Raw genomic sequence first — 22184 nt, 5'->3', positions numbered from 1 at the left:
CACGCTTAAAGGTCTCACCCACTATACACGAGGGACGCGGCTGCCTGCCGCGCCCCTCGCAATAAACACGCATGCATCTTCCCCTACGCCTCGGGCGCGGCCATCCTCCTGAGGTAGTCCTTCCAGAACGCGACTGAGGTCAGCTCGGCGGCAGACGCGGCCCACTCGGCGTACACCCTGTCGTGCTCGCGCCTGAGCTCGGCGAGCACGGACTCGAACTCGCGCTCGAGCGCCTCGGAGCGCGAGCGGTCCATCTCGCGGTAGACGCCCTCGTGCAGGTCAGCGGAGACCACGAGCAGGCGCGTCCTGTTCCGGATGTAGTTGGGGTAGTAGCCCGTGAAGGGGATGACCCCGATCTCGTCGGTGAGCAGGGGGTCGGGCAGCCTGTGCCCGTTGAGGGTCAGGTAGTCGAAGGCGCGCTCGGCGAGGTTGCGGCGCTGGATGTCGCCGAGTTCCTCCCTGCTCACCTCGACGTCCTCGAGGATGCTCGGGTCCATGTCCTCGATCCGCACGAGCTTCTCGTTCTTCTGGGAGTTCTCCTTCATGAGGGCGGCGCCGTCCACCCGCTTCAGGTACTCCGGCCCGCGCAGGAAGTCGCGGACCGCGCGGATCGTGAGCTCGCAGCCCTCGTAGTAGAAGGTCTTGAGGTCGTAGCCGAACAGCACCCTCACGACCTTCGCGAAGTCGTGGTCTGCGTAGACGCCCGTGGTCGCCTGGCCGATCAGCGAGTTCCTGAGCACCTGGTAGCGGTCGACGCTCGCGCGGAACTTGGAGCCGAAGGTCATGTGCCAGACGGAGATCCCGTTCATGGTCATGATCTTCGCGTGGCAGCGGGCGGCGTACTCCGTGTCGTCGCCGCGCACGAAGAGCGGAAGCGGCAGGCCGTGGCGCTCGATGTTCTCGACGGGCACGCAGCAGAACCACCAGCCCGCATAGCGCTCGCGCTTCTCCGCGAACGGCAGGTTCTCGGTCTCCACGCCGACGACGCCCTTCAGGGAGTCCAGCCGGTGGGCGCGCTTCGCCGGCGCGTAGAACCCGTCGCCGGTAACCTGCCCGATGTCCTCGTGGAAGAGGTTCTGCTGCTCGAGCGAGAGCATCGCACCGGAGACGAAGGCGCTCCTGTAGGCGTCCTTGACGAGGCTGAGCAGGTTGTACGTGCGCTTGAAGCTCTCGGCCGACATCTCCACGTCGTCGTCGAGGAGCACGACGTGGGTGGCCCTGGGCGTCTGCTCCATGGCCTCGATCATGCCGCGCGCGAAGCCGCCGGAGCCGCCCACGTTGGGGTTGGGGTGGACGCGGACGCAGCCGCCGGTGAGCCCTTCGGCGTCGAGCGTGCGCCCGTTGTCGATCACGTGCAGGGTGAAGTGGTCGGCGATGGGCTCGTCGCACTCCCCCACCTGGTGGCGCAGGAGCTCCACGTTGGGGAGGATGTAGTCCTCCTTCCTGAAGGTCGTCGTGGCGACGGCGAGCTCCACGGGGCGGACGAGCGACTCGTCGACCTTGGTGTAGTAGTAGGCCTCCGCGATCTGAACCTCGGAGCCGCAGACGAGCTCGAAGGCCACGAGGTCGTCTGCGATCGAGGGGAACTCCACGTCCACGTCGGAGAGGACGTCAGAGGAGAAGGACCTCGTGAGCAGGCGGGTCCTGCCCGGCTCGCCCAGCTCGTCCACGTCCTCGAGGGCGAGCGAGAAGTCCGTGTTCGCCCCCACGTCGACCCTGATGAAGGGCTGGTTCTCCGTGATGCCCACGAGGGTGAGGGTGAAGTCGCCCTTGGCCCTGAGGTGGAGCCAGACGTTGTCGACCACGGTGTAGCGGCGCCACTTGATGGTCGAGAGGGCGTTGAAGTAGGTCGCGAAGTCGTAGCGCACGCCCATGGAGGTGGCGCCCAGGGCGCAGGTGCCCTCCGCGCTCCTCAGGGGCACCTGGGTGCGGTGCCAGTAGAGGTCGGGGTTGGAGGCGCTGTGGTCGCCCTCGTCGAGAAGGACGTTCGCAAGGCGGAAGTCGATGTTCATCTCATCACTCCTGTCGTAAGCCGGGCTGCGCCGGCGGTCCACCCGAGGGTGGGTGCCGGCGCCGTGCCCGGACGCTAGCTCTTGTCGGCTTCGGCGGCGAAGCCCTCCGAGCGCTTGTCCTGGCTCTTGCGGCGCTCGAGGTAGAGCCTCGTCTGCGCCGCGGCGAACCCCACGCCGTTGCAGCTCAGCGCGTAGCCGAACTCCCGCACGAGGCCCAGCGCGTAGCCCGCAGGCGAGATCCTGGGCGCCTCGCGGCCGCTGAGCCTGAGGGCCAGGGCGCGGAGCTGCGGCGAGACGTTGTCGAGCGAGAGGATCACGTCCTCGTCGACGCGCGAGAACATCTGCGCCATCAGCCCCTTGAGCTCCTCGTCCTCGAGGCCCGCCCGCGCCACCGCCTCGCCGGCGTAGCGGAAGGCCACGGTCGCGAGGGCGCGGCGAACGCCCGGGTCGTCCTCCCCCAGGCGGTCGCAGACGTCGCACATGTCGTTCCAGCGCTCGAAGGAGAGCTTGAGCACGCGGTTGGCCGAGGAGGAGCCCGGCAGGTCCTCGCGGTAGCAGTAGTAGGGCCTGTCGAGGTAGACGATGGTGTCCGCCTGGAGCATGGTCTCGTACCAGAAGGGGTTGTCCACCCAGCCGGCGCCGGGCGCCTCCTTGAGGCGGATGTCCTTCTCCGCTATGAAGCCGCGGCGGTAGAGGGCGGACCAGATCGAGGGGTGGTGCTGCACCATGCGCGGGCACTCCTCCACCCGGAAGGGCTGGTGAGCGGGGTTGACCCTGTGGTAGTAGGGGCAGTAGAGCCGGCGCTCCATGGGGGTCGTGGGCATCCAGATGCGCCAGTAGGGGCTCTTGACCACGTCGGGCGGGCACTTGAGGTCGAAGCTCATGGCGTACTCGAAGAGGTCGTCGTACATGTGGGGCTCGACCCAGTCGTCCGGCTCGAGGATCGCGAGGTAGGTGCCGCGCGCCTCGCGGAAGCCGCGGTTCACGCTCGCGCCGTAGCCCTCGTTGGGCTTGTCGATCACGCGGACGCGCGGGTCGAGGCGCTCGTGGGCGCGCATGATCGCGAGCGAGCCGTCGGTGGAGCCGTCGTTGATGGCGAGGATCTCGAGGTTCACGCGGGAGTTCTGCTCCGCGGAGGTCAGCGCCTCGTCGAGGAAGCGCTCGGTGTTGTAGGTGGGGACCACCACGGTGACGTCGATGCCCCAGGGCGCGGACTCTCCCATGCTATGCCCCCAGTGCCTTGTACGCGGCGCAGACCTCGTCGGTCGCACCCAGCATCCGCTGGTGGCCGTGCTCGATCCAGCACACGCGGTCGCAGATCTGCTCGACCAGGCTGATGTCGTGCGAGACGAGAAGGACGGTGCAGTTGTTGGTCTCCACCAGCTCGCGGATGCGCCTCATGCACTTCTCCTGGAAGAGGAAGTCTCCCACGGAGAGCGTCTCGTCGACGATGAGGACGTCGGGCACCGTGATGGTGGCGATCGCGAAGGCGATCCTGGCGACCATGCCGGAGGAGTAGTTCTTGAGCGGCATGTCCATGAAGTCGCGCAGCTCGGCGAAGTCCACGATGTCGTCGAACTTCTCGTCGATGAAGTCCTTGGAGTAGCCGAGGAGCGCGCCGTTGAGGTAGATGTTCTCCTTGGCCGTGAGCTCCATGTCGAAGCCGGCACCGAGCTCGATCAGCGGCGCGATCGAGCCGTCGACCCTGACCGTGCCCTTGGAGGGCTCGAGCACGCCGGCGATGATCTTGAGCATGGTGGACTTGCCGGAGCCGTTGGTGCCCACCAGGCCGAAGGCCTCTCCCCTGCGGACCTGGAAGGTGATGTCCTCCAAGGCGTGGAACTCCTTGAAGAAGAGCTCGTGGCGGGCGATCTTGATGAAGTACTCCTTGAGGGAGCCCAGCTCCTCCGAGGCCATGTTGAAGATCATCTGGACGTGGCTCACGTCGATCACGACGGGCACGTCGTCGGAGGGAATCTCGGGTCGGCCGAGAATGGCCTCGGGCCTCTTGTCGAGGCCTGCCCCGGGCTGGGGGCTCGGGCTTTCGGTGGTGTCGGACACGGGCGCTCCTCGCAGTTGTCGCGCGGCCCTCGCGCTGGGCGTGCAGTGCTAGATGTGCAGGATGAACTTGTGCTCGTTCTTGTGGAACACCAGGGCGCCGATGGCGAGCGAGACGATCGCCCACAGGAAGCACAGGGCGATGGTCTTGGGCCCGGGCATCACGCCGTCGATGAAGATGTTCCTCATGAAGTTGATGTAGTTGTACATCGGGTTCAGGTACATGAGCTTCTGGACGACCACGAACGGGACGTCCTTGATCATGGACTGCGGCCAGAAGATCGGGGTGGCGTACATCCACGCCATGAGGATGACGCCCCACAGGTGGATGACGTCGCGGAAGAAGACCGCCGCCGCGCCCAGGAACATGCCGAGGCCCACGCAGAAGCCCATGAGGGTCACGAGCACGATGGGCAGGAGCAGCAGGTACGGCGTGGGGGCCACGCCCTCCCAGAGCATGACGATGAGGACGGCCACCAGCGAGAACCCAAAGTTGACTATGGCGAACAGGACCTTCTCGACCGGGAAGACGACCTTGTTGACCTTCACCTTCTTGAGGAGGCCCGCCGCGTCGATGATCGACGTCACGCCGAAGTTAGTGGAGTCGGCGAAGACGGCCCAGGTGATGTTGCCGATGATCAGGTAGAGCGGGTAGTGCTGAATCTCCGCGTAGCGCAGGAAGAACGAGAAGACGAACGACATGACCACCATCATGAGCAGCGGGTTCAGGACGCTCCAGACCACGCCGAGAACGCTGCGGCGGTACTTGAGCTTGAAGTCCTTGGTGACGAGCTGCCTCAGAATGAAGAGCGTCTTCTGCCTGGGGGTGTTCCAGACCTGCAGGCTGGCGGGTCGAGACGGCGACTCAACCGTGTTTGCGTCCACGCAGTTCACCTCTTTACCTATGCGATACCGTTGCACGGAGACGTCGGCCCCGCGCCGAGCGGCCTCGGTCCATCGACAGCACGATACGCCAACCGGGGCCGCGTGTCCCATCCGCCCCGCCATCTCATGAAACCTCTCGATACCCGGCGCGGCGCGACCGGGCCGGGCGGGCCGGGCGCGGGGCGGGCCGGGCGCGCGGGGGCGCGCGGGGCTGGCCGGCGCCGAGGGCACCGGCGGTGGGCGCGGGAGAGCCTCGGCGCAACCCTGAGCGACGCCCGTTGCAAAATCGAGAGTTATGGACGGGTCGGCGGCCTGCGGGACGCCGGCCCGTCGCCGAGATCCTTCGGCGACCGGGTCTTTCTCCATCGGCCAGGCTTCGAAGTGGCCTCGGCTCCAGGAAATCCGTCCATAAGTGACGCTGTTGCACCGATCCGCAGACGGCGTTGCGACCGGGCGGCCCGGGGCCCCGGGGCCCCGGGGCCCCGAAGGCCTCGCCCGCACGGCAGACTACGAGGCTGGCACGTACCTGAGCGCCGACGGCGTCGCGACCCCCGCCGGGCGCCGCACCCCGAATCCTGCGCGGCCACCACGACTGCTACAAGACGCCGCGCGACCACCACGAGCGCCAGGGCAACTCCACCGACAGCTGGGACGCGACTGGTGCGGTCTAGCTCATGGACCAGCTCCTCCTCGCGAACCAGCCCCGCCTCCGGTCACGCAGCGTATGACGTCTGTTGTGGCCTCCTACGTCGATGCCCCTGAGCAGGACCAGGCAGCGCATGGGACCTCCTCCGCCTGACCGGACACGGCGCCTCCGGGCGCAGACGTGTCGCACCCGGCACCGACCGCGGCGCCTCCCTTCATGGACGCGGCGCCGGGTACGACAGTCTCCCGGACACACGCCCAGCTCGCGCGGCTGTTCGGGCGCCCCGTCCCCGAGAACGTCGGGCTGCTGGCGGCGCTCGGCGGGTCCGCTTGCAGGCTGCTGGCGGCGCTCGGCGGGTCCGCTTGCAGGAGGCTGGCGGCAATATAATTGCCAGGGGCTTTCACGCGATGGAGCCGCCCCGGCAGCCGGCCGCGGCGGCCCCGCGCGACCGCGGCAGGGGGGATGGCCGTCATGCGACGCACCAAGAAGCAGATCCGCCGGAGGCTGTGGGTCGTCCTCGTGACGCTCGCGCTCCTCGTGCTCGTGGGCGTCGCCGGCGCGGGCGGCTCCGAGGTCGACGCGGGCGGCGCCGCCGGGCCCCAACAGACGCAGGCGGAGCAGTCCCAGCAGGCGGGCCAGCCGGACCAGGCCGCCCCGTCGCAGCAGGGCTCCGCAGACGCGAGCCGCCCCCAGGCGTCCGCCGCGGGCGACGGCACCCAGACGCTGGACACGCAAGCCGCGAACGCGCCTCCCGAGGGCACGCTTACGGTGCGCTTCCTCGACGTCGGGCAGGGCGACTCCGAGCTCGTGGAACTGCCCGACGGCAAGCTCATGCTGATCGACGCCGGCACGCAGGACGCCGGCCCCACAGTCGTCCGTGCGGTCCGCGACCTCGGCAGGACACGCATCGACTACCTCGTCGCCACCCATCCGCACGCCGACCACATCGGCGGCATGGCCGAAGTCTTGCACGCTTTCGACGTCGGCGAGGTGTGGGCGCCCGCCGTCGCCGCAAACACCAGGACCTTCGAGGCGTTTCTCGACGCCGTCGAGGACAAGGGCCTCACCATCCGCGCGGGCAGCCGCGGCAAGGACATCGTCGCACCCGGGACCGCGGGCTACGACGTCCAGATCCTTGGCCCCTCCGACTCGCTGAGCTCGGAGGACCTCAACGACTACTCCCTGGTGATCCGCGTGCGCTTCGGCTCCACCTCGTTCCTCTTCACCGGCGACGCTCCGAAGGACGAGATCCGCGCGGACGCGCGCGAGCACGTGGACGTGCTCAAGGTCGCGCACCACGGCAGCGACACCGGAACCGACGCCTCCCTCGCCGCGCAGCTCTCCCCCAGAATCGCGGTCATCTCGTACGGCATCGACAACGACTACGGCCACCCCACGCAGCACGTCCTCGACGCGCTCGCCGCCAGCGGCGCACAGGTGCTCGGGACGGGCGCCAACGGCACCGTGACGGTTACCTCCGACGGCACGGACGTCACGGCCGCCCCCGCGCGAGAAGGACCGGTTGTCGCGAAGAGCGAGTAGGCGGCGCGGGAGCGGGCTGCCGCGACACCCGCACCGGCCAGCGCTCACCCGGGTGCCGCGACACCCGGGCCGGGCCGCTTCATCACCCCGGGCCGGCCAGCGCTCGCCGGGCCGCCGCGACACCCGGGCCGGCCAGCGCTCCCTGGGCCGGAAACTCCGCGTCGGTGCGCTTCGCCTCGGGCCACCCTGCAACTCCCCGGTCCTGAGAGTTGCAGATTTCCCCCTTATGGACGGCTCCCGACCACGCCGCGGGGCCCACGAGAGACGGGTCGCGGCCGCCAACTGGTTTTCCTCGAGGCGCCCAGCGCACCGCGGCCAGCCGGACTCCCCCGGCGGGCACCGGGACGTCAGGGGGTTGTCCATAACTCGGAAAGGTGCACGCCCGCGCCCACGGAGTTGCGTTGGGGCCGGCCAGACGGACGCGACGGTCTGGGCGGCGTGGGTCGCCAGCGCGGTGTGCGTCATCTTCGACATGCGCCGCGCCAGCTCGCCGCAGCTCAGCGGCCCACTCCGAAGGCGATGCATGGTGAGAATCGCCCGCTTGTCCAGGCTGAGCCGCCGCGTGGATCAAGAGGACCGCCCGCCCAGCTGCTCCCCACCGATCTCCACGGTGGTGTCCCAGCCCAGCTGCTCCCCGCCGATCTCCACGGTGGTGCCCCTCGAAGGGGAGAAGGACCCGCGCTCGAACGGTGCTCCGGACCAGCTCGTCGAGCGACGCGCAGTCGACACCGTCAGCTGGTGCAAAAATCCCGGTTATGGACGGGTCCCCGCCGTCGGCGGTGGCCCCGCACTTACGCCAACTGCGGTTTCTCCGATTCCGCCGCACCCTGCCGACCTCGGCTCTCCACTCCGTCGACGCTGGGCGTCGAAATCCGTTCACAACTCCCGGAGATGCACCATCCCGTCGTGAGAGTTGCGCCGCGAAACCGGAGCCCCCGTGAGTCCCACCCCGGGCGCCAAGCGGCATAATGTTCTCCCTTAGGTACCGGCCGGGCGCTCGAGGCGGCGGGCTACGTCGTCGAATAGCGCCGGCGCAACTGTGCTCCGGGGCCGCGAGCCCGGCAACGTCTCGAAAGGGGTTCCTGATGGTAGTCGAACCTGCGTCGGTCGCACCTGCGTCGATCGCGCCTGCGTCGGCGACCTCCGCGACCACCGCGACCGATGACGCCACTCCCCTGAGGCGCCTGTTCGTCGCGATCCTCCCCGACCCCGCCTGGAGCGCCGAGCTCCTCAGGACACAGGAGGCCATCGCGCCGCAGCTACGCAAGGCGAGTCGCACCGCCCCCACTAACTTCCACCTTACGCTCGAGTTCCTCGGTCCATGCAGCCACGGAGAAGAACGCGAGGCCCGAGAGGCACTTCTCGACGCAGTCGGGCGGCACACCCCGTTCGACCTGACGCTCGGGGGCGTGGGCGCGTTCGCAAAGCGCAGGGGCGCCATCCTGTGGCGCGGCGTCCATGCCGAGAAGGACGCTGGCTCGCGAGAGGCCGCCGGCTCGCCGGAGGGTGCCGGCTCGCCAGAGGCCGCCGGCTCGCCAGGTGGCTCCGCGCTTCGCGCGCTGCAGCGCGACCTTCTCGCCGCACTGGCCCGACAGCCGACGCTCGGGTCGCGGGTCGACGTCGCCGCCCCCTACGCGCCGCACCTGACGCTGTTCCGCCAGTCGCGCGTGGCTGGCGCCTCCGCAGGCTGCGACGACCCGCTGGATTCCCTGCTCGCGACGACGAACGCCGGGCTGTCGGCGCTCGGGCCCGAGGCCTTCCCCACGATGCGGGTCACTTCCGTCAGCCTGATGTGGAGCCACCACCCGGCCCCGCGCGGCCCGCTCGCCTACGACGCCATCGCGACCGAGCCGCTGAGGGATCGGCGCTAGCCGGCGCTCGTCAGAGGTCGACCATCGACCTGACGCCCACGAGGTCCTCCTGGGCACCGCGCCCCCCGGCGAGGTACGCAACCCTCTCGTACTGCCTCTCCGTCGTGCAGAAAACGCAGATGGAACCCGTGGTTGGGATACCCTTGCGCAGTTCCCTCATGCAGCGGCTGGCGACAGCAGTGCGCCGCAGCTCCCTCCCTATTGGTGGGTTTCCGACCTCCACCTGGCTCGCAAATGACCGCACTACCATGGCGCCCTCGACGCCCAAGGCTTCGAGCGCGTCCGCCTGGTTCAGCATCTTCCGCACGACGACGCGCGACCACAACCGGTCCGCCAGGTCCTTCTCCAGGCACGCTTGGGCAATCGCCACCCTTGCCTGGCGAGCGTTCGACACCGTAGGGATCGTCAGCGAGGAGGGCAAGTGGTTCCTCCCCATCGTCACAAACATCACGCGATGCTCCGCGCATGCTTAGACACATGGTGGAGAGCCTCACGTTTGGCGCGTCTGCAATGAGCATCAGGATGTCCTCGATGGGAATCGTCACTGTCTCCTCATCCATCGCTACGATGAGCTGGCCTGCATGAACGTGGATTTCCGCAGGATGCTCGATGCTCACGACCCTGAAGGCCAAGGCGTCGCCCCTCCCGTCACCACCAGCAAGATGGTTATACCGATAGTCCTGGCGAGCTCGAGCCGCCACGTGATATACGCGGATGGCGAGAGGGGCCGGCACGAAGCCGCATCATGGCGCCGAGCGGCACGACGATGTCCCACGCGAAGATGGACGGGACCGAGTTCAATCAGCCCACTAAGCTTGGCGTGTACGCTGACAAGCAGAGCCGTTGGACGAAGGGACGGTTTAAGTTGAATGGTGGGGCGTTTTCGTCCCACCGTTCGGCGGACAACAGAAACAAGGCATACGTTGCCATTGAGGTCGGGTCGCCCGGCCCCGGCGCAGCCACGCGGGTCGCGGCGTGCATCCTTCTGAGTTGTGGACGGCCCCCGTGCGGCCGGGCGCCCCCGGGGCGCCGCGGGCAGGCCCCCGGGCGCTGCGGGACGGGCGCGACCCCAGGAAGCGCATGCGCCGGGCGGGCAGCGGGCGCGGCTGGAGGCGGCGGGGCGGCCCCGACCCGTCCACAAGTCCGAAAGACGCACGGGCGCGCGGGCGGGGTTGCACCGCGGGCCCCAGGAAGCGCGTGCGCCGAGCGGGCAGCGGGACGGGTCGAATGGTGGGACGTTTTCGTTGAAGGGCGGGACGAAAACGGTCCGCCCTTCAACCGAGATAGACGCTGAGATAGCGAGGATGCGAAAGGCTATCGAGGACTAACGAGTAAAGGGGCCGCACGCATGGCCCCTTCACTCTGCATGGAGGAAGCCGGAATGAAGGGCTCGCCATGCGTTGGAGCTTGTACCAAGGCCCCGCTTCGGCGGGGCTTTGCCATGCCCTCGTTCCCACGGCAGCGCGACGGCGGCGCCGTCTGGAGCGGGCGGTCGGGGATGCCGCCCGTTCCGCGCTCTGACCAGCAGCGGGGCACGGCCTTTCCGCGCCGCCCTGCAGATAGTTTGACCCCGATCCGAAAACCGACCGCCGTTCAACTTGGCGGATGCAGGGACTGCTTTCGTATGTGGACTGCCCACTGGGCACATCCCGTGTCATCGACCCGCCGGATTATCGGCCGGACGGGCCCCATATGACCACGAGCCTCCAGTAGTGTGCGCCCTGCTCGTCAGAGCTCTCGCGCCTCTGGCAGAAGGCATCGAGCGGAGGTTCGCCGACATGGCGCGACAACGTCCTGTACCGCGTGCTTCGCGCGGATATGTCGGCCACGTCCGTGCCGGCGGCCGACACGATGATGTGTGGCTTCGCCGACGACCCAGCTGGCGTGGGCACGGTCCTCGTCGTGACGGGAAGGCGCGCGGCATTGTCGCCGACCCTCGGCCCGCTCCACTCCCGGATGTACAGGATCACGACATCCGCTTCGTTGGGGACAAGGTAGCCTAGGTCGCCAGCGATGCTCATCGCGACTGAGTCTGGCAGGAGCATCTCGACCGTGGGGATGCCCTTGGCGTAGGTACCCGACCTCCTCATCCTCACCCTCACCGGTCCGCCCGCAGACGCCAGCTTACGGAACGGAATCTCATATGTCCTCGTGGCACCAAACACGCGTCCGTCAACGGCCAGGGCAACGCCGCCGTCCCTCTTGGTGTTCCACGTCGTTCCCGTGAGCGTGCTTCGGAGCTTGGCAGGCCGAGTTACCACCTCGGCATAGAACTCCTGCCCACTGGAGATGTCGTGCAGCGGCTTCCCGTCGTAGACGTAGACGCCGCCACTCGCATGGCTTCCCTCAACCGTCTGCCATTCGGCGGAGCAGACGGCGCCCACGTCGGTATCTCCGATGGATTCGAGAATCCTCCTAAACAAGGACATAACGATCAACCCCCTAGCTATGCCGTGCCCTCCACCACTCCAGCCGCTCCATCGTTTGACCCCGGTCCGAAAACCGACCGCTATTTAACCGCACAGGCGCTGTTATCTCGCCGGCCGGTACGACCCCGTCATGCGCTTCCGGCGCCGCAGCTGCGCGACAAAGTTCACGAGCAGCACCAGCACGCCAGCCGCCGCGCATGCGTAACTCACGGGCACGAGCCAGAAGTCCTCGTGCAGCACGCCGCTCGCATCCACATAGCTCACCGAGTTTGTGGCCACCACGGCAAGCACGGTCGCGACCACGATGAGCACTGCGCCCACGACAGACATCGCCAGGCTCATGCGCATCCATCTGCCCTCGCTGCCGTCACGGATGAGCTTGTCGGCCATGCTGTTCGTCTCGCCTGAGTCATGTGTCATGTCTTCTCCTCCCAGAATGAGCTCGTCAAGGGAGATTCCAAACGTCTTGGACAAGGCGATGACCACCTCGATGTCGGGCAGGTTGCGGCCGTTCTCCCAGTTGGAGACCGCCTGCCGCGTCACCCCAAGGCGCGACGCGAACTGCTCCTGCGTGAGGCCCGCGCTGGTGCGCACGGCCTTGACCCTCTCGCCAAATTTCATGAGTTCCTCTCCCCTCCTAGCCCCAGCTTCATCCGGCCAAAGACATTACGCAAGAAAGCATAGCTTGCACGGCGGCGCGCGACCCGACCGCAGAACTGTCGCAGCATCTACCTGGTGTTTTTTCGTCTCTCCCCGCGCAAGAAGATGGTGACTCGATGTGCACGCGAGGAATCGCGCAAGCTAGTCCCTCGCGCGTTTTCTCGTTGTGTTTGACCCCGGTCCGAAAACGACCGCCATTCAACTCGAGGATGACAAGGCGGACCAGATCATCGAGGCGCACGCCGAGACCATGGACGCGCTGAAGCAGCAGGTCGCGGAAGCGGGCAGGGGCGGGGAGGACGCGGAGGCGCTCCGCAAGCAGGTGGAACAGCTGAAGGCGGACCTCGCGAAGGCCCAGGAGGCGGGCGACGCCGACGGGATGAGGGCCAAGTGCGAGGAGGAACACAAGGCCTTCGAGTTTGACCCCGGTCCGAAAACCGACCGCCATTCAACAGGAGCATCTGACACGCGAAGTCATCGCGCTGTACATTGAAGGGCGGGACGAAAACGGTCCGCCCTTCAACTACGTTATTGAAGACGGCTCCATGAGAGTCGGCGATGATGGTAGCGGCGCTTTCGTCAGTTTCCATCCGAGGAGTGCGGAATGATCTACATGAATGAGTCGAAGAGTCCGAGGCTTCACGTTCCACGGGCAGACAAGACTGAGATTCTAGCTGCAATGAGCGACGTCGAGCCAATCGGCATTGCTGCCGGTTACATCACAGACTACGCGACGGGGGAGCTTACCGATATAGTAGGCGCCCTCTATGAGAAGGATGGAGTCAGCTGGTCCAGGGAGAAGGCCTGGAACTTCGAGCACAACGACATGGAGGTGTCCGACGAGTTCGCCGACGCGCTCTTAGGAAGAGGCAAGCGATAGGCACAACAAACAATCTGCCGTGGCAGGAGCGGGCCGTCCCCCAGGGACGGCCCTTTTCATGCCCGTTACCCCTGCCAGACCATCGACGCAGACGCCCGGCCAGCGCAAACAGGCCGCCACACCCGCGCAGGGAAGCGCGCAACCAAACACGTGGATTGGAGAGGCACATGGCAGACGAGCAGGAGCCCAAGACCGAGCCCGAGGAGAAGCCCGAGGGCAAGGGGCCAAAGGAGAAGCCCGAGGGCGGCGACGGCGAGGCCATCAGGGACAGCCACGGCCAGAAGGGCATCTCCAATGCCAAGTACGGGCGCGAGGGCCACGAGTGGAGGCCAAGGTGGCAGACCTCAAGGCGCAGCTCGACGGCAAGGCCGGGGACGGAGACCGCGTGGCGAAGCTCGAGGCCGACCTCAAGGCCATGCAGGACAGGCTCGCCGACGAGAGGCTGACCGCATCGCTCGCGGCCGCGGGGTGCGTCAACGCCAAGGACGCGAAGGCCGTGCTCGGCGGTTGAATGGTGGGACGTTTTCGTTCCGCCATTCAGCTGAGATTCGGCATGCGTGCACCTCCTCGCGGCATGAGAAAGGCCCACCGTCTCCGATGGGCTTGAACGTTATTTCACAAGATAGGCCGCCTAGAATGGTGGCTAACAAGCACAGTGAACGTGCGGCCTATAGATTCATCCCGATACCAGTAGGCCACCTAAAATCTTCCGAATCGAAATCAACGAGATCACTCATCATGTACTTGTAATAGTCGATAGGGGACCCCGGACAAAAACTCGGACCTGACGTCCGGGGAGGGAGTCCGGGATGTACACCAAGGAAGAGCGCGAGGGGATCCTCTGGGAGTTCCACCAGAGCGGCATGAACGCCAAGCGCGCCTGCGAGGCCCTGCCGATGTTCCCCACGAGGGACGTCCTGAGGCGGTGGCTCCGGCTGGAGGCGCAGGGCGTCTACGTCGCTCGCGAGATGCCCGACAGGCCCTCCAGGATGCACTGCTCCCACAAGTGGGGGGACCGCGCCGGGCGCGGGGGGGCGCGGAGGTGGTAGCCTCGAGGCAGTTGCCGGAGAGGAGAGACGGGAGCCCGCCTTGGCCGACGAAGAGGGGCGCGAGGAGCAGACCACGTGGCGCGACTGGGGCGCCGAGCTGCCGGGGGACCCGGCGGAGAGGGCGAGGATGGCCGAGGTCAAGCTCGCCGAGGCCCTGGCGGTGTTGGACGTCCTAAAAGCACCAGGCCCTGGCTCTTTGACCAACAGGGAGAAGTACCTCGCGGGCGAGGCGGCAAGGGCCCAGGGCCGGGGGGTGAGGCTCGCCGACGTGACTGAGACGCTCTCCATACCCAAGAGCACCTACCTCGACCAGGCGGCGGCCGTCGGGCGGCCCGACCCCAAGGCGGCCCTCAGGGCGCGGGTGCGCGCCTCCTTCGAGTCCTCCGGCGGCACCTTCGGCGCCGAGAGCGTGTGGGCCGACCTCAGGCGGGGCGAGGGCGAGCCCGTCGGGTGGAGGGACCTCGAGGAGGGCGACGAGAGGACGCCGGTCATCGTCTCCGAGAAGGTGGTGCGCGCCATCATGGCCGAGGAGGGCCTCGTGGCCCGCAAGACGGCCCAGATGCGGAGGCGGTCCAAGTACAGCAGCTACCGCGGCGAGCGCGGCCCCAAGCCCGCCAACCTGCCCCTCCGCGAGGACGGGACCCACGACTTCCGCGCCGGCGAGCCCGGCCTCCTCTGCGTCACCGACGTCACCGAGTTCGCCCTCGACGGCTTCAAGGCGTACCTGTCGCCGGCGATCGACTGCTTCGACGGCAGGCCGGTGTGCTGGGGGGTAGCCCTCCACCCGGACAAGGAGCTCGCGGTCGGCATGCTCGAGGGCCTGGTGGCCGCCGTGCGGCCGACCGAGGCGCGCCCGCTCGTCATCCACACGGACGGCGGCGCCGTCTACATGAGCGACGACTGGGCGGGCGCGTGCGCGTCGGGCAACGTCACCCGCTCGATGTCCCGAAAGGCCAGGAGCCCCGACAACGCGAGGTGCGAGGGCTTCTTCGGGACGCTCAAGAGCGACTTCTTCGAGGGGGAGGACTGGACGGGCGTCACCTTCGAGGAGTTCAGGGAGAGGCTCGACGCCTACATCGAGTGGTACCGAGACGCGAAGCCGAAGAAGTCGCTCGGCTGGAGGACGACGGCGGAGTACAGGAGGGACCTGGGCTACGGCTACACGCTGGCGGCCTAGGTCCGGAAAAACGTCCGGGGTCCCTAGCTTCCTGCGGCGTATCCTCGGTAGGCACGAAATTTGGGCTCAGCTGATAGCTGCCATCGCCGACCCACTTAGCCACCTTCTCGTATTCCGCAAGCCCATCTTCCGTAAACATGCGAGCCCCTATCTATGCCGCCTCATCCAGTCTCTCAGGTTGAATGGTGGGACGTTTTCGTTCCGCCATTCAGCCGACCAGAGGTCAACGTACTTGCAGGGCCACACTGCTTTTCGCGACGGTTGCGAGCACGGCCCGCATAGTGTCGTAGTTGCGCAACCATACCCTCCCTACAGCAATGTCCCCTTGCCCCACTCGTCGGTCAGCTCTTGTGCGATTGCGTTTACCGACAGTTTGAGTGGCCCTTCATACTTCGCGCCGAGCGTCACCTTCATGTAAGCATTCGCGACGGCAAGGACCGGGGTCCCAAACATAAACGGCGCATTGTCGTTCACCAGTGGACGGACGAGCTCTGGAGCAGAGTAACCGCCTGATGCAAGTTTGAATATTGCGGTGCCCCTGCTAACGGGGTTGCTTGATCTCAAGGATGCAGCGATGTCATTGGGAATTCCCGTAGTTTTTCTCAATGTAACGCACCTCCTTGGGTTGAATGGTGGGACGTTTTAGTTCCGCCCTTCAGCCTCGATCACCCTATCACTACGCCGTATGGGTAGGTGTCGCTCACGAATCTGGCGTCGCCGAACTCCTCCTTGAGGGCGCTCTCGTCTATTGAGCGAATCTCAGAGTCCTCCGGTGTGCGCCCAAGTCTCACGTAGGCGCTCTCGACCGCCGAAATTGCGCGGTCCACGACGGCGCGTGGGACACCTGACCCGTCGTACATTGCGGGGTCACCGCACTGCGAGTCGATGAGGTAGTGATTCCCCTCGTAGGGGACCTCGAAAACGATCGTTCCGCTGTAGAGCCTGCGCATGCTCATGGCCCCACCCCCTCCAGGAGCTGCCTTATCGCGAACGCGAACAGCTTGGGGTGGCGCTCCTTCAGTCCGACCGGGTCGGCGTATAGAAACTGTATGCCCATGGAGGACGTCTCGTAGGCGCTTCCGTGGTAGTCCTTGTACGCGTAGTACGAGGTTGAATGGCGGGACGTTTTCGTTCCACCAGTCAGCCAGACTATCGCCTGCTTCTCCCGAGAAGCGCGTCTGCGAACTCGTCGGATACCTCCATGTCGTTGTGCTCGAGGTTCCAGGCCTCTTCCCTTGACCAACGTACGCCATTCTTCTCGTAGAGAGCTCCGACGACCGTTGTTACGATTGACCCCGTCGAGTAGTCGGTGATGTACCCCGCAGCCATTGCTATTGGCTCGCAGGACTTCATCGCGTTCAAGATTGCCATCTTGTCCTTGCGTGGCACGTGCAGCATGGGATGGTCCCCGTCGTGGTAATCGGCATCGTTTGCGTAGATCATTTTCTAGTGCTCCTTGGCTCGAACAGTATGAACTTTCCGCGCCCCTTGTCTCCGACGCTTACAGACCCATCTGCGTCGACATATAGAATCCCGTTCGGCGCCGACACCCTTACGCCCAGTCTGTCGTTGAATGGTGGGACGTTTTCGTTCCGACATTCAACGAAAGCATGGCAAACATGCCTTGCGACGCGTCACATGCCACATCCCTCCTTATACGAGAAGGCGCCCCGCAGGGCGCCTCGATTCCGTATCCGGACCACTCTGGTGCTCATTCGCCGTTGCGCAGACGCTCAGGCAGGTCATTGGTCTCCAAGCCGTCGAACTCCGCCCATGCGAACGTGTTCGGATAGACGCAGTCAAGTACTCCCCTATCCTCATCAACGATGACGTCTATGCACCCAATCCCATTCGGGTCATCGTATTCGCTCTCTACGTTGCTGATAGGCCCCTTGATGACAGACCCATCGTTCAACCCAAACACGCCGTTCCTCGCGAAGAATGATATATCCGCAGCCCTTTCATAGTCGGTAGTCCGAATCATCATTAGACCCCCTTCGACGGTTTTGAAGGCACAATGGTTGAAGGGCGGACCGTTTTCTTCCCGCCCTTCAACTGAGACGTGCCAGACGGCACAGGAGACGAGTCTGGGGAAACGAGTGAGGCTAGTGCCCGCGCTTAATACGGTCTTCGTCCGTGATGGGACGAACGACCCTCGCAGGCACGCCTGCAGCAAGCACATGGGGCGGAATGTCCTTCGTGACGACGGCGCCGGCAGCGATGACGGCGCCCTCGCCGATATGGACGCCGGGCATAAGGGAGACGCGGGCACCGATCCAGACGTTGTCTCCGACCTCAATTGGAAGCGCACGCTCGGCAAATGTGTTCCGCTCCTCTGCCACGAGCGGATGCTGCGCCGTATAGGCACCGAAGTCAGGACCGATGAAGCAGTGCTCCCCTATCGTTATCTTTGCGCCATCCATGAAGTAGGCGCCATGGTTCACGAACGTATGGTCGCCGATATGCACGTTGTAGCCATAGTCCACCTGAAGCGGTGCCCAGAGCTCTACATCGGCACCTACTGAGCCCAGCAAGTCTTCCAGAAGCTCCTTCTGCCGGGGAAGGTCGGAAGGACGTGCCTGGTTGAACTCATATGCCATGTCCTGCGCACGCTCGCGGAGCTCGGCGAGCTCCTCGTCTCCTCCTGCGTCGTACCAGACGCCTTCTGCCATGAGCTCCCTTGCGCTCTTCTTCTCCATGCTATGCCACCAGCCTTTCTCCTGCGATGACTGCAAGCACGCCTGCTACGAGAGATATGCCCATATAGAGCCCTGCCACACCATAGGACCCTCTGTCGATGAGACCCTGCGACTCGAGGGCGAATGTGGAGATTTGAATGGTGAGGTTGAAGGGCGGACCGCTTTCGTCCCGCCCTTCAACCACCGATGCCTACGTGGTCAACCACGAAGAAATCACACACTACTCAAGGAATTGAGCCTGAATGGCTTGCCCTCCACGAATGGGGGGTCCCTTTCAGGCTCAGATCCTTATACCACATTTCCCGCTAGTTCAACGGAAGAACGCATGGCTCTGGCCCATGCAATCGAAGTCCGAGCCCTCGGCGGAAAGCCATTGGAAGCACGGAAGCCCCGCACGGGGCCTCCTGCCACATACATGGGCCGCACGGCCCAAGACCCTGCCCGCACGGGCGGGGAGAGGAGCCACAGATGGCAGACGAGCAGGAGAATGGCAAGCCGGAGGAGGAAGGCTCCGACACCACCGACTGGAAGGCGATGGCCCGAAAGTGGGAGGTGCGCTCCAAGGAGAACGCCGACAAGGCCAGGGCCTACGACGAGCTCCAGGTTGAATGGTGGGACGTTTTCGTTCCGCCATTCAGCTGCGGGCTATAGTGTGGAAGTCGCTCATGCAGCTAGTCTATTCCTCTCGCAAGCCTGTCGAATAGTTCGGCAACCATCGGGTCTTGTGCGTCGACGCTGCTCGCGTCCCACTTGTCCCCATTTTTTTCGGCGATGAGGCTCCTGAGCTCTTCGTCGCTCATTTCCTTGGGGCTACGCATTCTCGACGGCCTTCTTCACCAGGTCCATGAGCTTCCTGTCGTCTACCCCCATGATCCAGGTATCACCATAGAGAGGCGAGCATTTCTCGAGCGTTCCGTCAATGTCTCGGACGATCCCAGCCTGTGGGTCCTCGTAGACGATTTTATCGCCCTCGCGCCTCGCGCTGAAGAAGTGCCCACCACCTCCGTGGTTTGTTGAATGGTGGGACGTTTTCGTTCCGCCATTCAGCACTTCACGTCAACACCGAGCACGACGGCAGACGCCGGGCCGGCTAACCTGCAGGCGCCGCGCACGGCGTTACCGTTCATAGGCATGCCATTCTTTCCGCAAATCTTCGGCAGCGGCATCAACCATGCCTGCGTAAAGCCCTTCATACGTCGCCCTGCCGATCAATTGCATATATGCGTTGGCCATGACAAGGACCGGCATCCCGAACATGAATGGTTCAGGGTCCGTCGTGAGCGGCTCTACGAGGGTGGGGTCGTCAATGCCGCGCCTCACGAGCTCCAGTATCCCCGTGGCTCGGGTCCCAGGATTTTGCGATCCTAGCTTCTCCCTAGTCTCGGCGATATCAATGGCTCTCTCGCTCAATCCGCGACACCTCCTCGTCGAGTAGCTTTCGCAACCTCATTGCAAGGTCGGTATACCCATCGGACTCGGCCCTCTCTATCTCCAGGCCATATGCGTGCTCTTCCATTTCGACTCGGGCTTCAGGATGTTCAAAGCTGAATGGCGGAACGTTTTCGTTCCGCCATTCAACCTGTGTCCGATGCGTCTAGGGGATCCTCGGTATGAAGCTCGAGACGTACCTCTTCGCCATCTCCTCGATCAGCCAATCACTGCGCCGTAAGGGTAGGTGTCGCTCACGAATCTGGCGTCGCCGAACTCCTCCTTGAGGGCGCTCTCGCCGATGGAGCGGAGCTCTGAGTCCGCCGGCGCCTGCCCCAGGCTGCCGTACGCTCTGTCAATCGCGGAGATGGCGCGGTCGACGACTACCTGGGGGATGCCCGATCCTTCGTACATCGCTGGGCATACCGAAAGCGAGTCGATGGCGTACCACCTCCCCTCGTAGGGGACCTCGAACACGATCGTTCCGCTATAGAGCCTGCGCATCCTCATTTTTCCGCCCCCTCCGTTGAATGGTGGGACGTTTTCGTTCCGCCACTCAGCTTAGAGTCGTCCGCCAGGACGTGCGTCCATATGTCGAGGAGTCTCCTCCGTCATCCGACAATGACAGGAACGGCGGCGCCGTCACGATCATCCCAGACGATTGCATGGTACCATTGCGCGCCATACTCACCGTCAACCCGGTCCGCCATCGCTTTCCAGCCCGCTTCGAAATCGTCAGCCTCGCCATTTGGGACAATCCACCCGTACAGGTCGTTCAGACGCCTGTGGCCAATGACGTAGACATCACAGTCCGATGTATCGAAGAAGAATCGAGCGCCATTGTTCTCGCAGAACTGGTTCATCAGCTTCACCGAACGCAAGACATCTTTGTACGTGAGGTCACTTGTGGACCGAATCCCAGGTGGCAGTAAGCTGCTCATTCCTCCCCCTCTCGAATCTAAAGACTGACACGACCGTCTTTGCATTAGCATTTACTATCGCAATGGCATCACCCATGCAATCGAACAAACACATGTCGTTAAACTGGCCAAGCCAAGTTGAATGGTGGGACGTTTTCGTTCCGCCATTCAACGGCGATGGACATGCTTTACGAAGAAAACGAGGCTGAGCGATGGTTCAAGGTGGAGAAGCTTTGACGAACGTACCATGCATTGCCGACGACTCCTTATTCGCAGTCTCCACCGACGCCGGGAAGCCACGAAAGCACTCGGGGGAAGAGAAGGAGTGGCGCGATTCGGCGAAGGCTAGTTTCGAGGAATGGTTGAAGGAGAGCGGACTATCCAGGCGAGCTGATCTCGACAAGTCATCTGAAAACGAGAAGTAACTAAATCTATAGATTGGATTCCATCACACCAAGCACGCACATCTTCTTTGAAGGGTCGCCCATCGGGGCGGCCCTTTTTTCGCGCCCGTTACCCCTGCCAGAACATCGACGCAGACGCCCGGCCGGCGCAAACAGGCCGCGACGGCCTGCTCGACAACGGAATCAGGTTCCAGGACGGAGATGGGCGCTGCCTCGGTGGCGAGGCCATCATCACGGACGAGGGGCGCGAGTTCCTCAGGCTCCTAGAGAACCACGGCGTCTGGCATCTTGTCACTCGCACGCTCGATGCCGCGGGGGTCGACGTCCCGGTTGAATGGTGGGACGTTTTCGTTCCGCCATTCAACTTCGACTGCATTCGTTAGACACGACTGATGTTAGTATTTAGAGAATCTGTGAAATATGTGTCTGGGAGACGCTATGTTTAGCATAGACAATGACGAAAAACTCGATAAATCGACCTTTGAAAGCACAGGCGGGCATACGCTCAGGGGGTTGGGGAAGAATCGGAAGAAGAACCCACGCAAGCGCTATAGCATCTGGAGTTTGATTGGAGTAGCAGCAGTCGCTCTTATCGTGGGGACCATCCTAGGGAGATTCGTCGTTCCCAAGCTTTTTGCCATAGACGATACAAAAAAGGCCACCCCTGCCATCGTGACCACCAAAGCTTACGACAATCCGACCGTTATCTTCGAAAGGGCCAAGGAGGCCGACAAGATGATCAGCGTCGAGATGCCGTACTGCGTAGTTGAGAGGATGACGAAGAGAAGCCGGTTCTTCGACCTATTCGACATCCCGTTCTCGGAGAGCGGCTACTGGATGAAGTTCGTCGGCACAATTGAAGCAGGTGTCGATATGAGTAAAGCGACGATGGACCCCGTTAACGAGGAAGGCAAGACGTTAACCATCCACCTTCCCGAGCCTGAGACATTCGGGAACGACGCTGACCTCAAAGAGAGCGGCCCACTTGAGGGTACGGAGCACGAGAGCGTCATCAACCAGCTGAGCACGGCCGACACAATCGCCTTCGAGGCGGAGTGCAAGGCGAAGGGCAAAGAGGAGGCTATGAGTCAGGGTCTCATCGATGATGCCAAGGAGAGCGCAGAGAAGAACCTCCGGTCTGTCTTCTACAGCGCGTGTGGCGACAAGTACACAGTCAACGTCGTTTGGGATGGCGGTGCCGTAGGCAAAGAGCAGTAGAAAGTAAATGCATCACGAGCGGCACAAGCTCATCTTCGAGAATCGAAGATGAGCTTTTTTTCTTTTGAGCGGCCGATAGTCAGAGGGCTCCACTTGTTACAGGAGTTCCCAATTGAGAAGGCGGAAGGCGAATCCTCCGAGAGGATATTAATCACTACCGATCCAAGAAAAACTCATTGTTCTGGTTCCGTCAAGTATCTTTCGCAAATGTCTTCTGACCCCCTATGTCGGCAGGACTTGCTTGCGGCTTCCTAGTCCGTGCTAACGCTCCTCTCGTCCCAGTGGTCCAGCAACGACATGTCGAGG

At 64.2% G+C, this 22184-nt stretch carries 26 protein-coding genes; 9 read left to right on the top strand and 17 right to left on the bottom strand.

The genetic code is table 11. The annotated features are described in order from the left end of the window. Positions 1-83: 83 nt before the first annotated feature. From VXJ25_RS08140 to VXJ25_RS08125, 4 genes are all read right to left on the bottom strand, one after another. The gene (locus VXJ25_RS08140) at positions 84-2012 is read right to left on the bottom strand and encodes a hypothetical protein (RefSeq protein WP_330958712.1); all 1929 of its coding nucleotides are present in this window, start codon (positions 2010-2012) and stop codon (positions 84-86) included. A gap of 74 nt (positions 2013-2086) precedes the next feature. Further along, a complete protein-coding gene (locus VXJ25_RS08135) occupies positions 2087-3235 on the bottom strand; it encodes a glycosyltransferase family 2 protein (RefSeq protein ID WP_330958711.1) in 1149 nt (382 codons plus the stop codon). Position 3236: 1 nt separating this feature from the next. After that, positions 3237-4073, bottom strand: coding sequence for an ABC transporter ATP-binding protein (locus VXJ25_RS08130; RefSeq protein WP_330958710.1), 837 nt, complete (start codon positions 4071-4073; stop codon positions 3237-3239). 48 nt (positions 4074-4121) lie between these two features. Beyond that, positions 4122-4955: an ABC transporter permease gene (locus VXJ25_RS08125; protein ID WP_330958709.1), complete on the bottom strand. Its 834-nt coding sequence runs from the start codon at positions 4953-4955 to the stop codon at positions 4122-4124. Positions 4956-6072: 1117 nt separating this feature from the next. Here VXJ25_RS08125 and VXJ25_RS08120 point away from each other — a divergent pair. Then, positions 6073-7143 (top strand): ComEC/Rec2 family competence protein, encoded by a 1071-nt coding sequence (locus tag VXJ25_RS08120; RefSeq protein ID WP_330958708.1) that lies wholly within the window; start codon positions 6073-6075, stop codon positions 7141-7143. A 1085-nt stretch (positions 7144-8228) separates the two neighbouring features. Next, positions 8229-9014 (top strand): 2'-5' RNA ligase family protein, encoded by a 786-nt coding sequence (locus tag VXJ25_RS08115; RefSeq protein WP_330958707.1) that lies wholly within the window; start codon positions 8229-8231, stop codon positions 9012-9014. A gap of 10 nt (positions 9015-9024) precedes the next feature. Here VXJ25_RS08115 and VXJ25_RS08110 read toward each other — a convergent pair whose 3' ends face one another. The 3 genes from VXJ25_RS08110 to VXJ25_RS08100 all read right to left on the bottom strand — a co-directional run bounded on the left by VXJ25_RS08110 (position 9025) and on the right by VXJ25_RS08100 (position 12064). Further along, on the bottom strand, positions 9025-9462 hold the full coding sequence (locus VXJ25_RS08110; protein WP_330958706.1) for a CRISPR-associated endonuclease Cas1: 438 nt from the start codon (positions 9460-9462) through the stop codon (positions 9025-9027). A 1222-nt stretch (positions 9463-10684) separates the two neighbouring features. After that, a complete protein-coding gene (locus tag VXJ25_RS08105; RefSeq protein ID WP_330958705.1) occupies positions 10685-11443 on the bottom strand; it encodes a hypothetical protein in 759 nt (252 codons plus the stop codon). Between the two features lie 102 nt (positions 11444-11545). Then, entirely contained in the window at positions 11546-12064 is a 519-nt protein-coding gene (locus VXJ25_RS08100; RefSeq protein WP_330958704.1) for a helix-turn-helix domain-containing protein, read from the bottom strand. Between the two features lie 205 nt (positions 12065-12269). Here VXJ25_RS08100 and VXJ25_RS08095 point away from each other — a divergent pair, with 205 nt between their 5' ends. The 5 genes from VXJ25_RS08095 (at position 12270) to VXJ25_RS08075 (ending at position 15209) form a co-directional block, all read left to right on the top strand. Beyond that, positions 12270-12596 carry a hypothetical protein gene (locus tag VXJ25_RS08095; protein ID WP_330958703.1) on the top strand — a complete coding sequence of 109 codons (327 nt, stop codon included), beginning with the start codon at positions 12270-12272 and terminating at the stop codon, positions 12594-12596. 111 nt (positions 12597-12707) lie between these two features. Beyond that, positions 12708-12983 (top strand): hypothetical protein, encoded by a 276-nt coding sequence (locus VXJ25_RS08090; protein ID WP_304199048.1) that lies wholly within the window; start codon positions 12708-12710, stop codon positions 12981-12983. A 334-nt stretch (positions 12984-13317) separates the two neighbouring features. Further along, positions 13318-13494, top strand: coding sequence for a hypothetical protein (locus VXJ25_RS08085; protein WP_330958702.1), 177 nt, complete (start codon positions 13318-13320; stop codon positions 13492-13494). 298 nt (positions 13495-13792) lie between these two features. Then, complete coding sequence (locus VXJ25_RS08080; protein ID WP_330958701.1) at positions 13793-14032, top strand: hypothetical protein; 240 nt, start codon at positions 13793-13795, stop codon at positions 14030-14032. Positions 14033-14072: 40 nt separating this feature from the next. Continuing rightward, positions 14073-15209 (top strand): IS3 family transposase, encoded by a 1137-nt coding sequence (locus VXJ25_RS08075; protein ID WP_330958700.1) that lies wholly within the window; start codon positions 14073-14075, stop codon positions 15207-15209. 309 nt (positions 15210-15518) lie between these two features. On the opposite strand, the gene VXJ25_RS08070 is transcribed toward VXJ25_RS08075, so the two are convergent. The 5 genes from VXJ25_RS08070 to VXJ25_RS08050 all read right to left on the bottom strand — a co-directional run bounded on the left by VXJ25_RS08070 (position 15519) and on the right by VXJ25_RS08050 (position 17908). After that, positions 15519-15815 carry a hypothetical protein gene (locus VXJ25_RS08070; RefSeq protein ID WP_330958699.1) on the bottom strand — a complete coding sequence of 99 codons (297 nt, stop codon included), beginning with the start codon at positions 15813-15815 and terminating at the stop codon, positions 15519-15521. 59 nt (positions 15816-15874) lie between these two features. After that, positions 15875-16165, bottom strand: coding sequence for a hypothetical protein (locus VXJ25_RS08065; protein ID WP_330958698.1), 291 nt, complete (start codon positions 16163-16165; stop codon positions 15875-15877). 193 nt (positions 16166-16358) lie between these two features. Next, a complete protein-coding gene (locus VXJ25_RS08060; RefSeq protein WP_330958697.1) occupies positions 16359-16652 on the bottom strand; it encodes a hypothetical protein in 294 nt (97 codons plus the stop codon). Positions 16653-16920: 268 nt separating this feature from the next. Further along, on the bottom strand, positions 16921-17196 hold the full coding sequence (locus VXJ25_RS08055) for a hypothetical protein (protein ID WP_330958696.1): 276 nt from the start codon (positions 17194-17196) through the stop codon (positions 16921-16923). A gap of 118 nt (positions 17197-17314) precedes the next feature. After that, positions 17315-17908 carry a sugar O-acetyltransferase gene (locus VXJ25_RS08050; protein WP_330958695.1) on the bottom strand — a complete coding sequence of 198 codons (594 nt, stop codon included), beginning with the start codon at positions 17906-17908 and terminating at the stop codon, positions 17315-17317. A 468-nt stretch (positions 17909-18376) separates the two neighbouring features. Between VXJ25_RS08050 and VXJ25_RS08045 the strand changes: the two genes are divergently transcribed. Then, positions 18377-18559 carry a hypothetical protein gene (locus VXJ25_RS08045; protein WP_330958694.1) on the top strand — a complete coding sequence of 61 codons (183 nt, stop codon included), beginning with the start codon at positions 18377-18379 and terminating at the stop codon, positions 18557-18559. A 20-nt stretch (positions 18560-18579) separates the two neighbouring features. On the opposite strand, the gene VXJ25_RS08040 is transcribed toward VXJ25_RS08045, so the two are convergent. The 5 genes from VXJ25_RS08040 to VXJ25_RS08020 all read right to left on the bottom strand — a co-directional run bounded on the left by VXJ25_RS08040 (position 18580) and on the right by VXJ25_RS08020 (position 20208). Beyond that, a complete protein-coding gene (locus VXJ25_RS08040) occupies positions 18580-18708 on the bottom strand; it encodes a hypothetical protein (RefSeq protein ID WP_330958693.1) in 129 nt (42 codons plus the stop codon). A 10-nt stretch (positions 18709-18718) separates the two neighbouring features. Further along, positions 18719-18958, bottom strand: a complete 240-nt coding sequence (locus VXJ25_RS08035) for a hypothetical protein (protein ID WP_330958692.1) — start codon at positions 18956-18958, stop codon at positions 18719-18721. Between the two features lie 66 nt (positions 18959-19024). After that, positions 19025-19318, bottom strand: a complete 294-nt coding sequence (locus VXJ25_RS08030; RefSeq protein ID WP_330958691.1) for a hypothetical protein — start codon at positions 19316-19318, stop codon at positions 19025-19027. Between the two features lie 237 nt (positions 19319-19555). Next, positions 19556-19840, bottom strand: a complete 285-nt coding sequence (locus VXJ25_RS08025) for a hypothetical protein (RefSeq protein WP_330958690.1) — start codon at positions 19838-19840, stop codon at positions 19556-19558. A gap of 107 nt (positions 19841-19947) precedes the next feature. Further along, positions 19948-20208, bottom strand: coding sequence for a hypothetical protein (locus tag VXJ25_RS08020; RefSeq protein ID WP_330958689.1), 261 nt, complete (start codon positions 20206-20208; stop codon positions 19948-19950). A gap of 890 nt (positions 20209-21098) precedes the next feature. Between VXJ25_RS08020 and VXJ25_RS08015 the strand changes: the two genes are divergently transcribed. After that, the gene (locus VXJ25_RS08015) at positions 21099-21878 is read left to right on the top strand and encodes a DUF4230 domain-containing protein (protein ID WP_330958688.1); all 780 of its coding nucleotides are present in this window, start codon (positions 21099-21101) and stop codon (positions 21876-21878) included. Positions 21879-22184 lie beyond the last annotated feature (306 nt).

It is taken from the genome of Olsenella absiana (genome assembly GCF_036408855.1).
In the GTDB taxonomy this organism is placed as follows: Bacteria; Actinomycetota; Coriobacteriia; order Coriobacteriales; family Atopobiaceae; genus Olsenella_K; species Olsenella_K absiana.
The sequence above is the reverse complement of the archived record's forward strand: the minus strand, read 5'-3'. Positions and strand labels throughout refer to the sequence as shown.

Excerpts from the sequence above, each read along its gene's own strand:
- VXJ25_RS08140 (WP_330958712.1), bottom strand. The coding sequence starts at position 2,012 with ATGAACATCGACTTCCGCCTTGCGAACGTCCTTCTCGACGAGGGCGAC.
- VXJ25_RS08135 (WP_330958711.1), bottom strand. The coding sequence starts at position 3,235 with ATGGGAGAGTCCGCGCCCTGGGGCATCGACGTCACCGTGGTGGTCCCC.
- VXJ25_RS08120 (WP_330958708.1), top strand. The coding sequence starts at position 6,073 with ATGCGACGCACCAAGAAGCAGATCCGCCGGAGGCTGTGGGTCGTCCTC.
- VXJ25_RS08115 (WP_330958707.1), top strand. The coding sequence starts at position 8,229 with ATGGTAGTCGAACCTGCGTCGGTCGCACCTGCGTCGATCGCGCCTGCG.
- VXJ25_RS08110 (WP_330958706.1), bottom strand. The coding sequence starts at position 9,462 with ATGTTTGTGACGATGGGGAGGAACCACTTGCCCTCCTCGCTGACGATC.
- VXJ25_RS08105 (WP_330958705.1), bottom strand. The coding sequence starts at position 11,443 with ATGTCCTTGTTTAGGAGGATTCTCGAATCCATCGGAGATACCGACGTG.
- VXJ25_RS08100 (WP_330958704.1), bottom strand. The coding sequence starts at position 12,064 with ATGAAATTTGGCGAGAGGGTCAAGGCCGTGCGCACCAGCGCGGGCCTC.
- VXJ25_RS08090 (WP_304199048.1), top strand. The coding sequence starts at position 12,708 with ATGATCTACATGAATGAGTCGAAGAGTCCGAGGCTTCACGTTCCACGG.
- VXJ25_RS08080 (WP_330958701.1), top strand. The coding sequence starts at position 13,793 with ATGTACACCAAGGAAGAGCGCGAGGGGATCCTCTGGGAGTTCCACCAG.
- VXJ25_RS08065 (WP_330958698.1), bottom strand. The coding sequence starts at position 16,165 with ATGAGCATGCGCAGGCTCTACAGCGGAACGATCGTTTTCGAGGTCCCC.
- VXJ25_RS08060 (WP_330958697.1), bottom strand. The coding sequence starts at position 16,652 with ATGATCTACGCAAACGATGCCGATTACCACGACGGGGACCATCCCATG.
- VXJ25_RS08055 (WP_330958696.1), bottom strand. The coding sequence starts at position 17,196 with ATGATGATTCGGACTACCGACTATGAAAGGGCTGCGGATATATCATTC.
- VXJ25_RS08050 (WP_330958695.1), bottom strand. The coding sequence starts at position 17,908 with ATGGAGAAGAAGAGCGCAAGGGAGCTCATGGCAGAAGGCGTCTGGTAC.
- VXJ25_RS08045 (WP_330958694.1), top strand. The coding sequence starts at position 18,377 with ATGGCAGACGAGCAGGAGAATGGCAAGCCGGAGGAGGAAGGCTCCGAC.
- VXJ25_RS08040 (WP_330958693.1), bottom strand. The coding sequence starts at position 18,708 with ATGAGCGACGAAGAGCTCAGGAGCCTCATCGCCGAAAAAAATGGGGAC.
- VXJ25_RS08025 (WP_330958690.1), bottom strand. The coding sequence starts at position 19,840 with ATGCGCAGGCTCTATAGCGGAACGATCGTGTTCGAGGTCCCCTACGAG.
- VXJ25_RS08015 (WP_330958688.1), top strand. The coding sequence starts at position 21,099 with ATGTTTAGCATAGACAATGACGAAAAACTCGATAAATCGACCTTTGAA.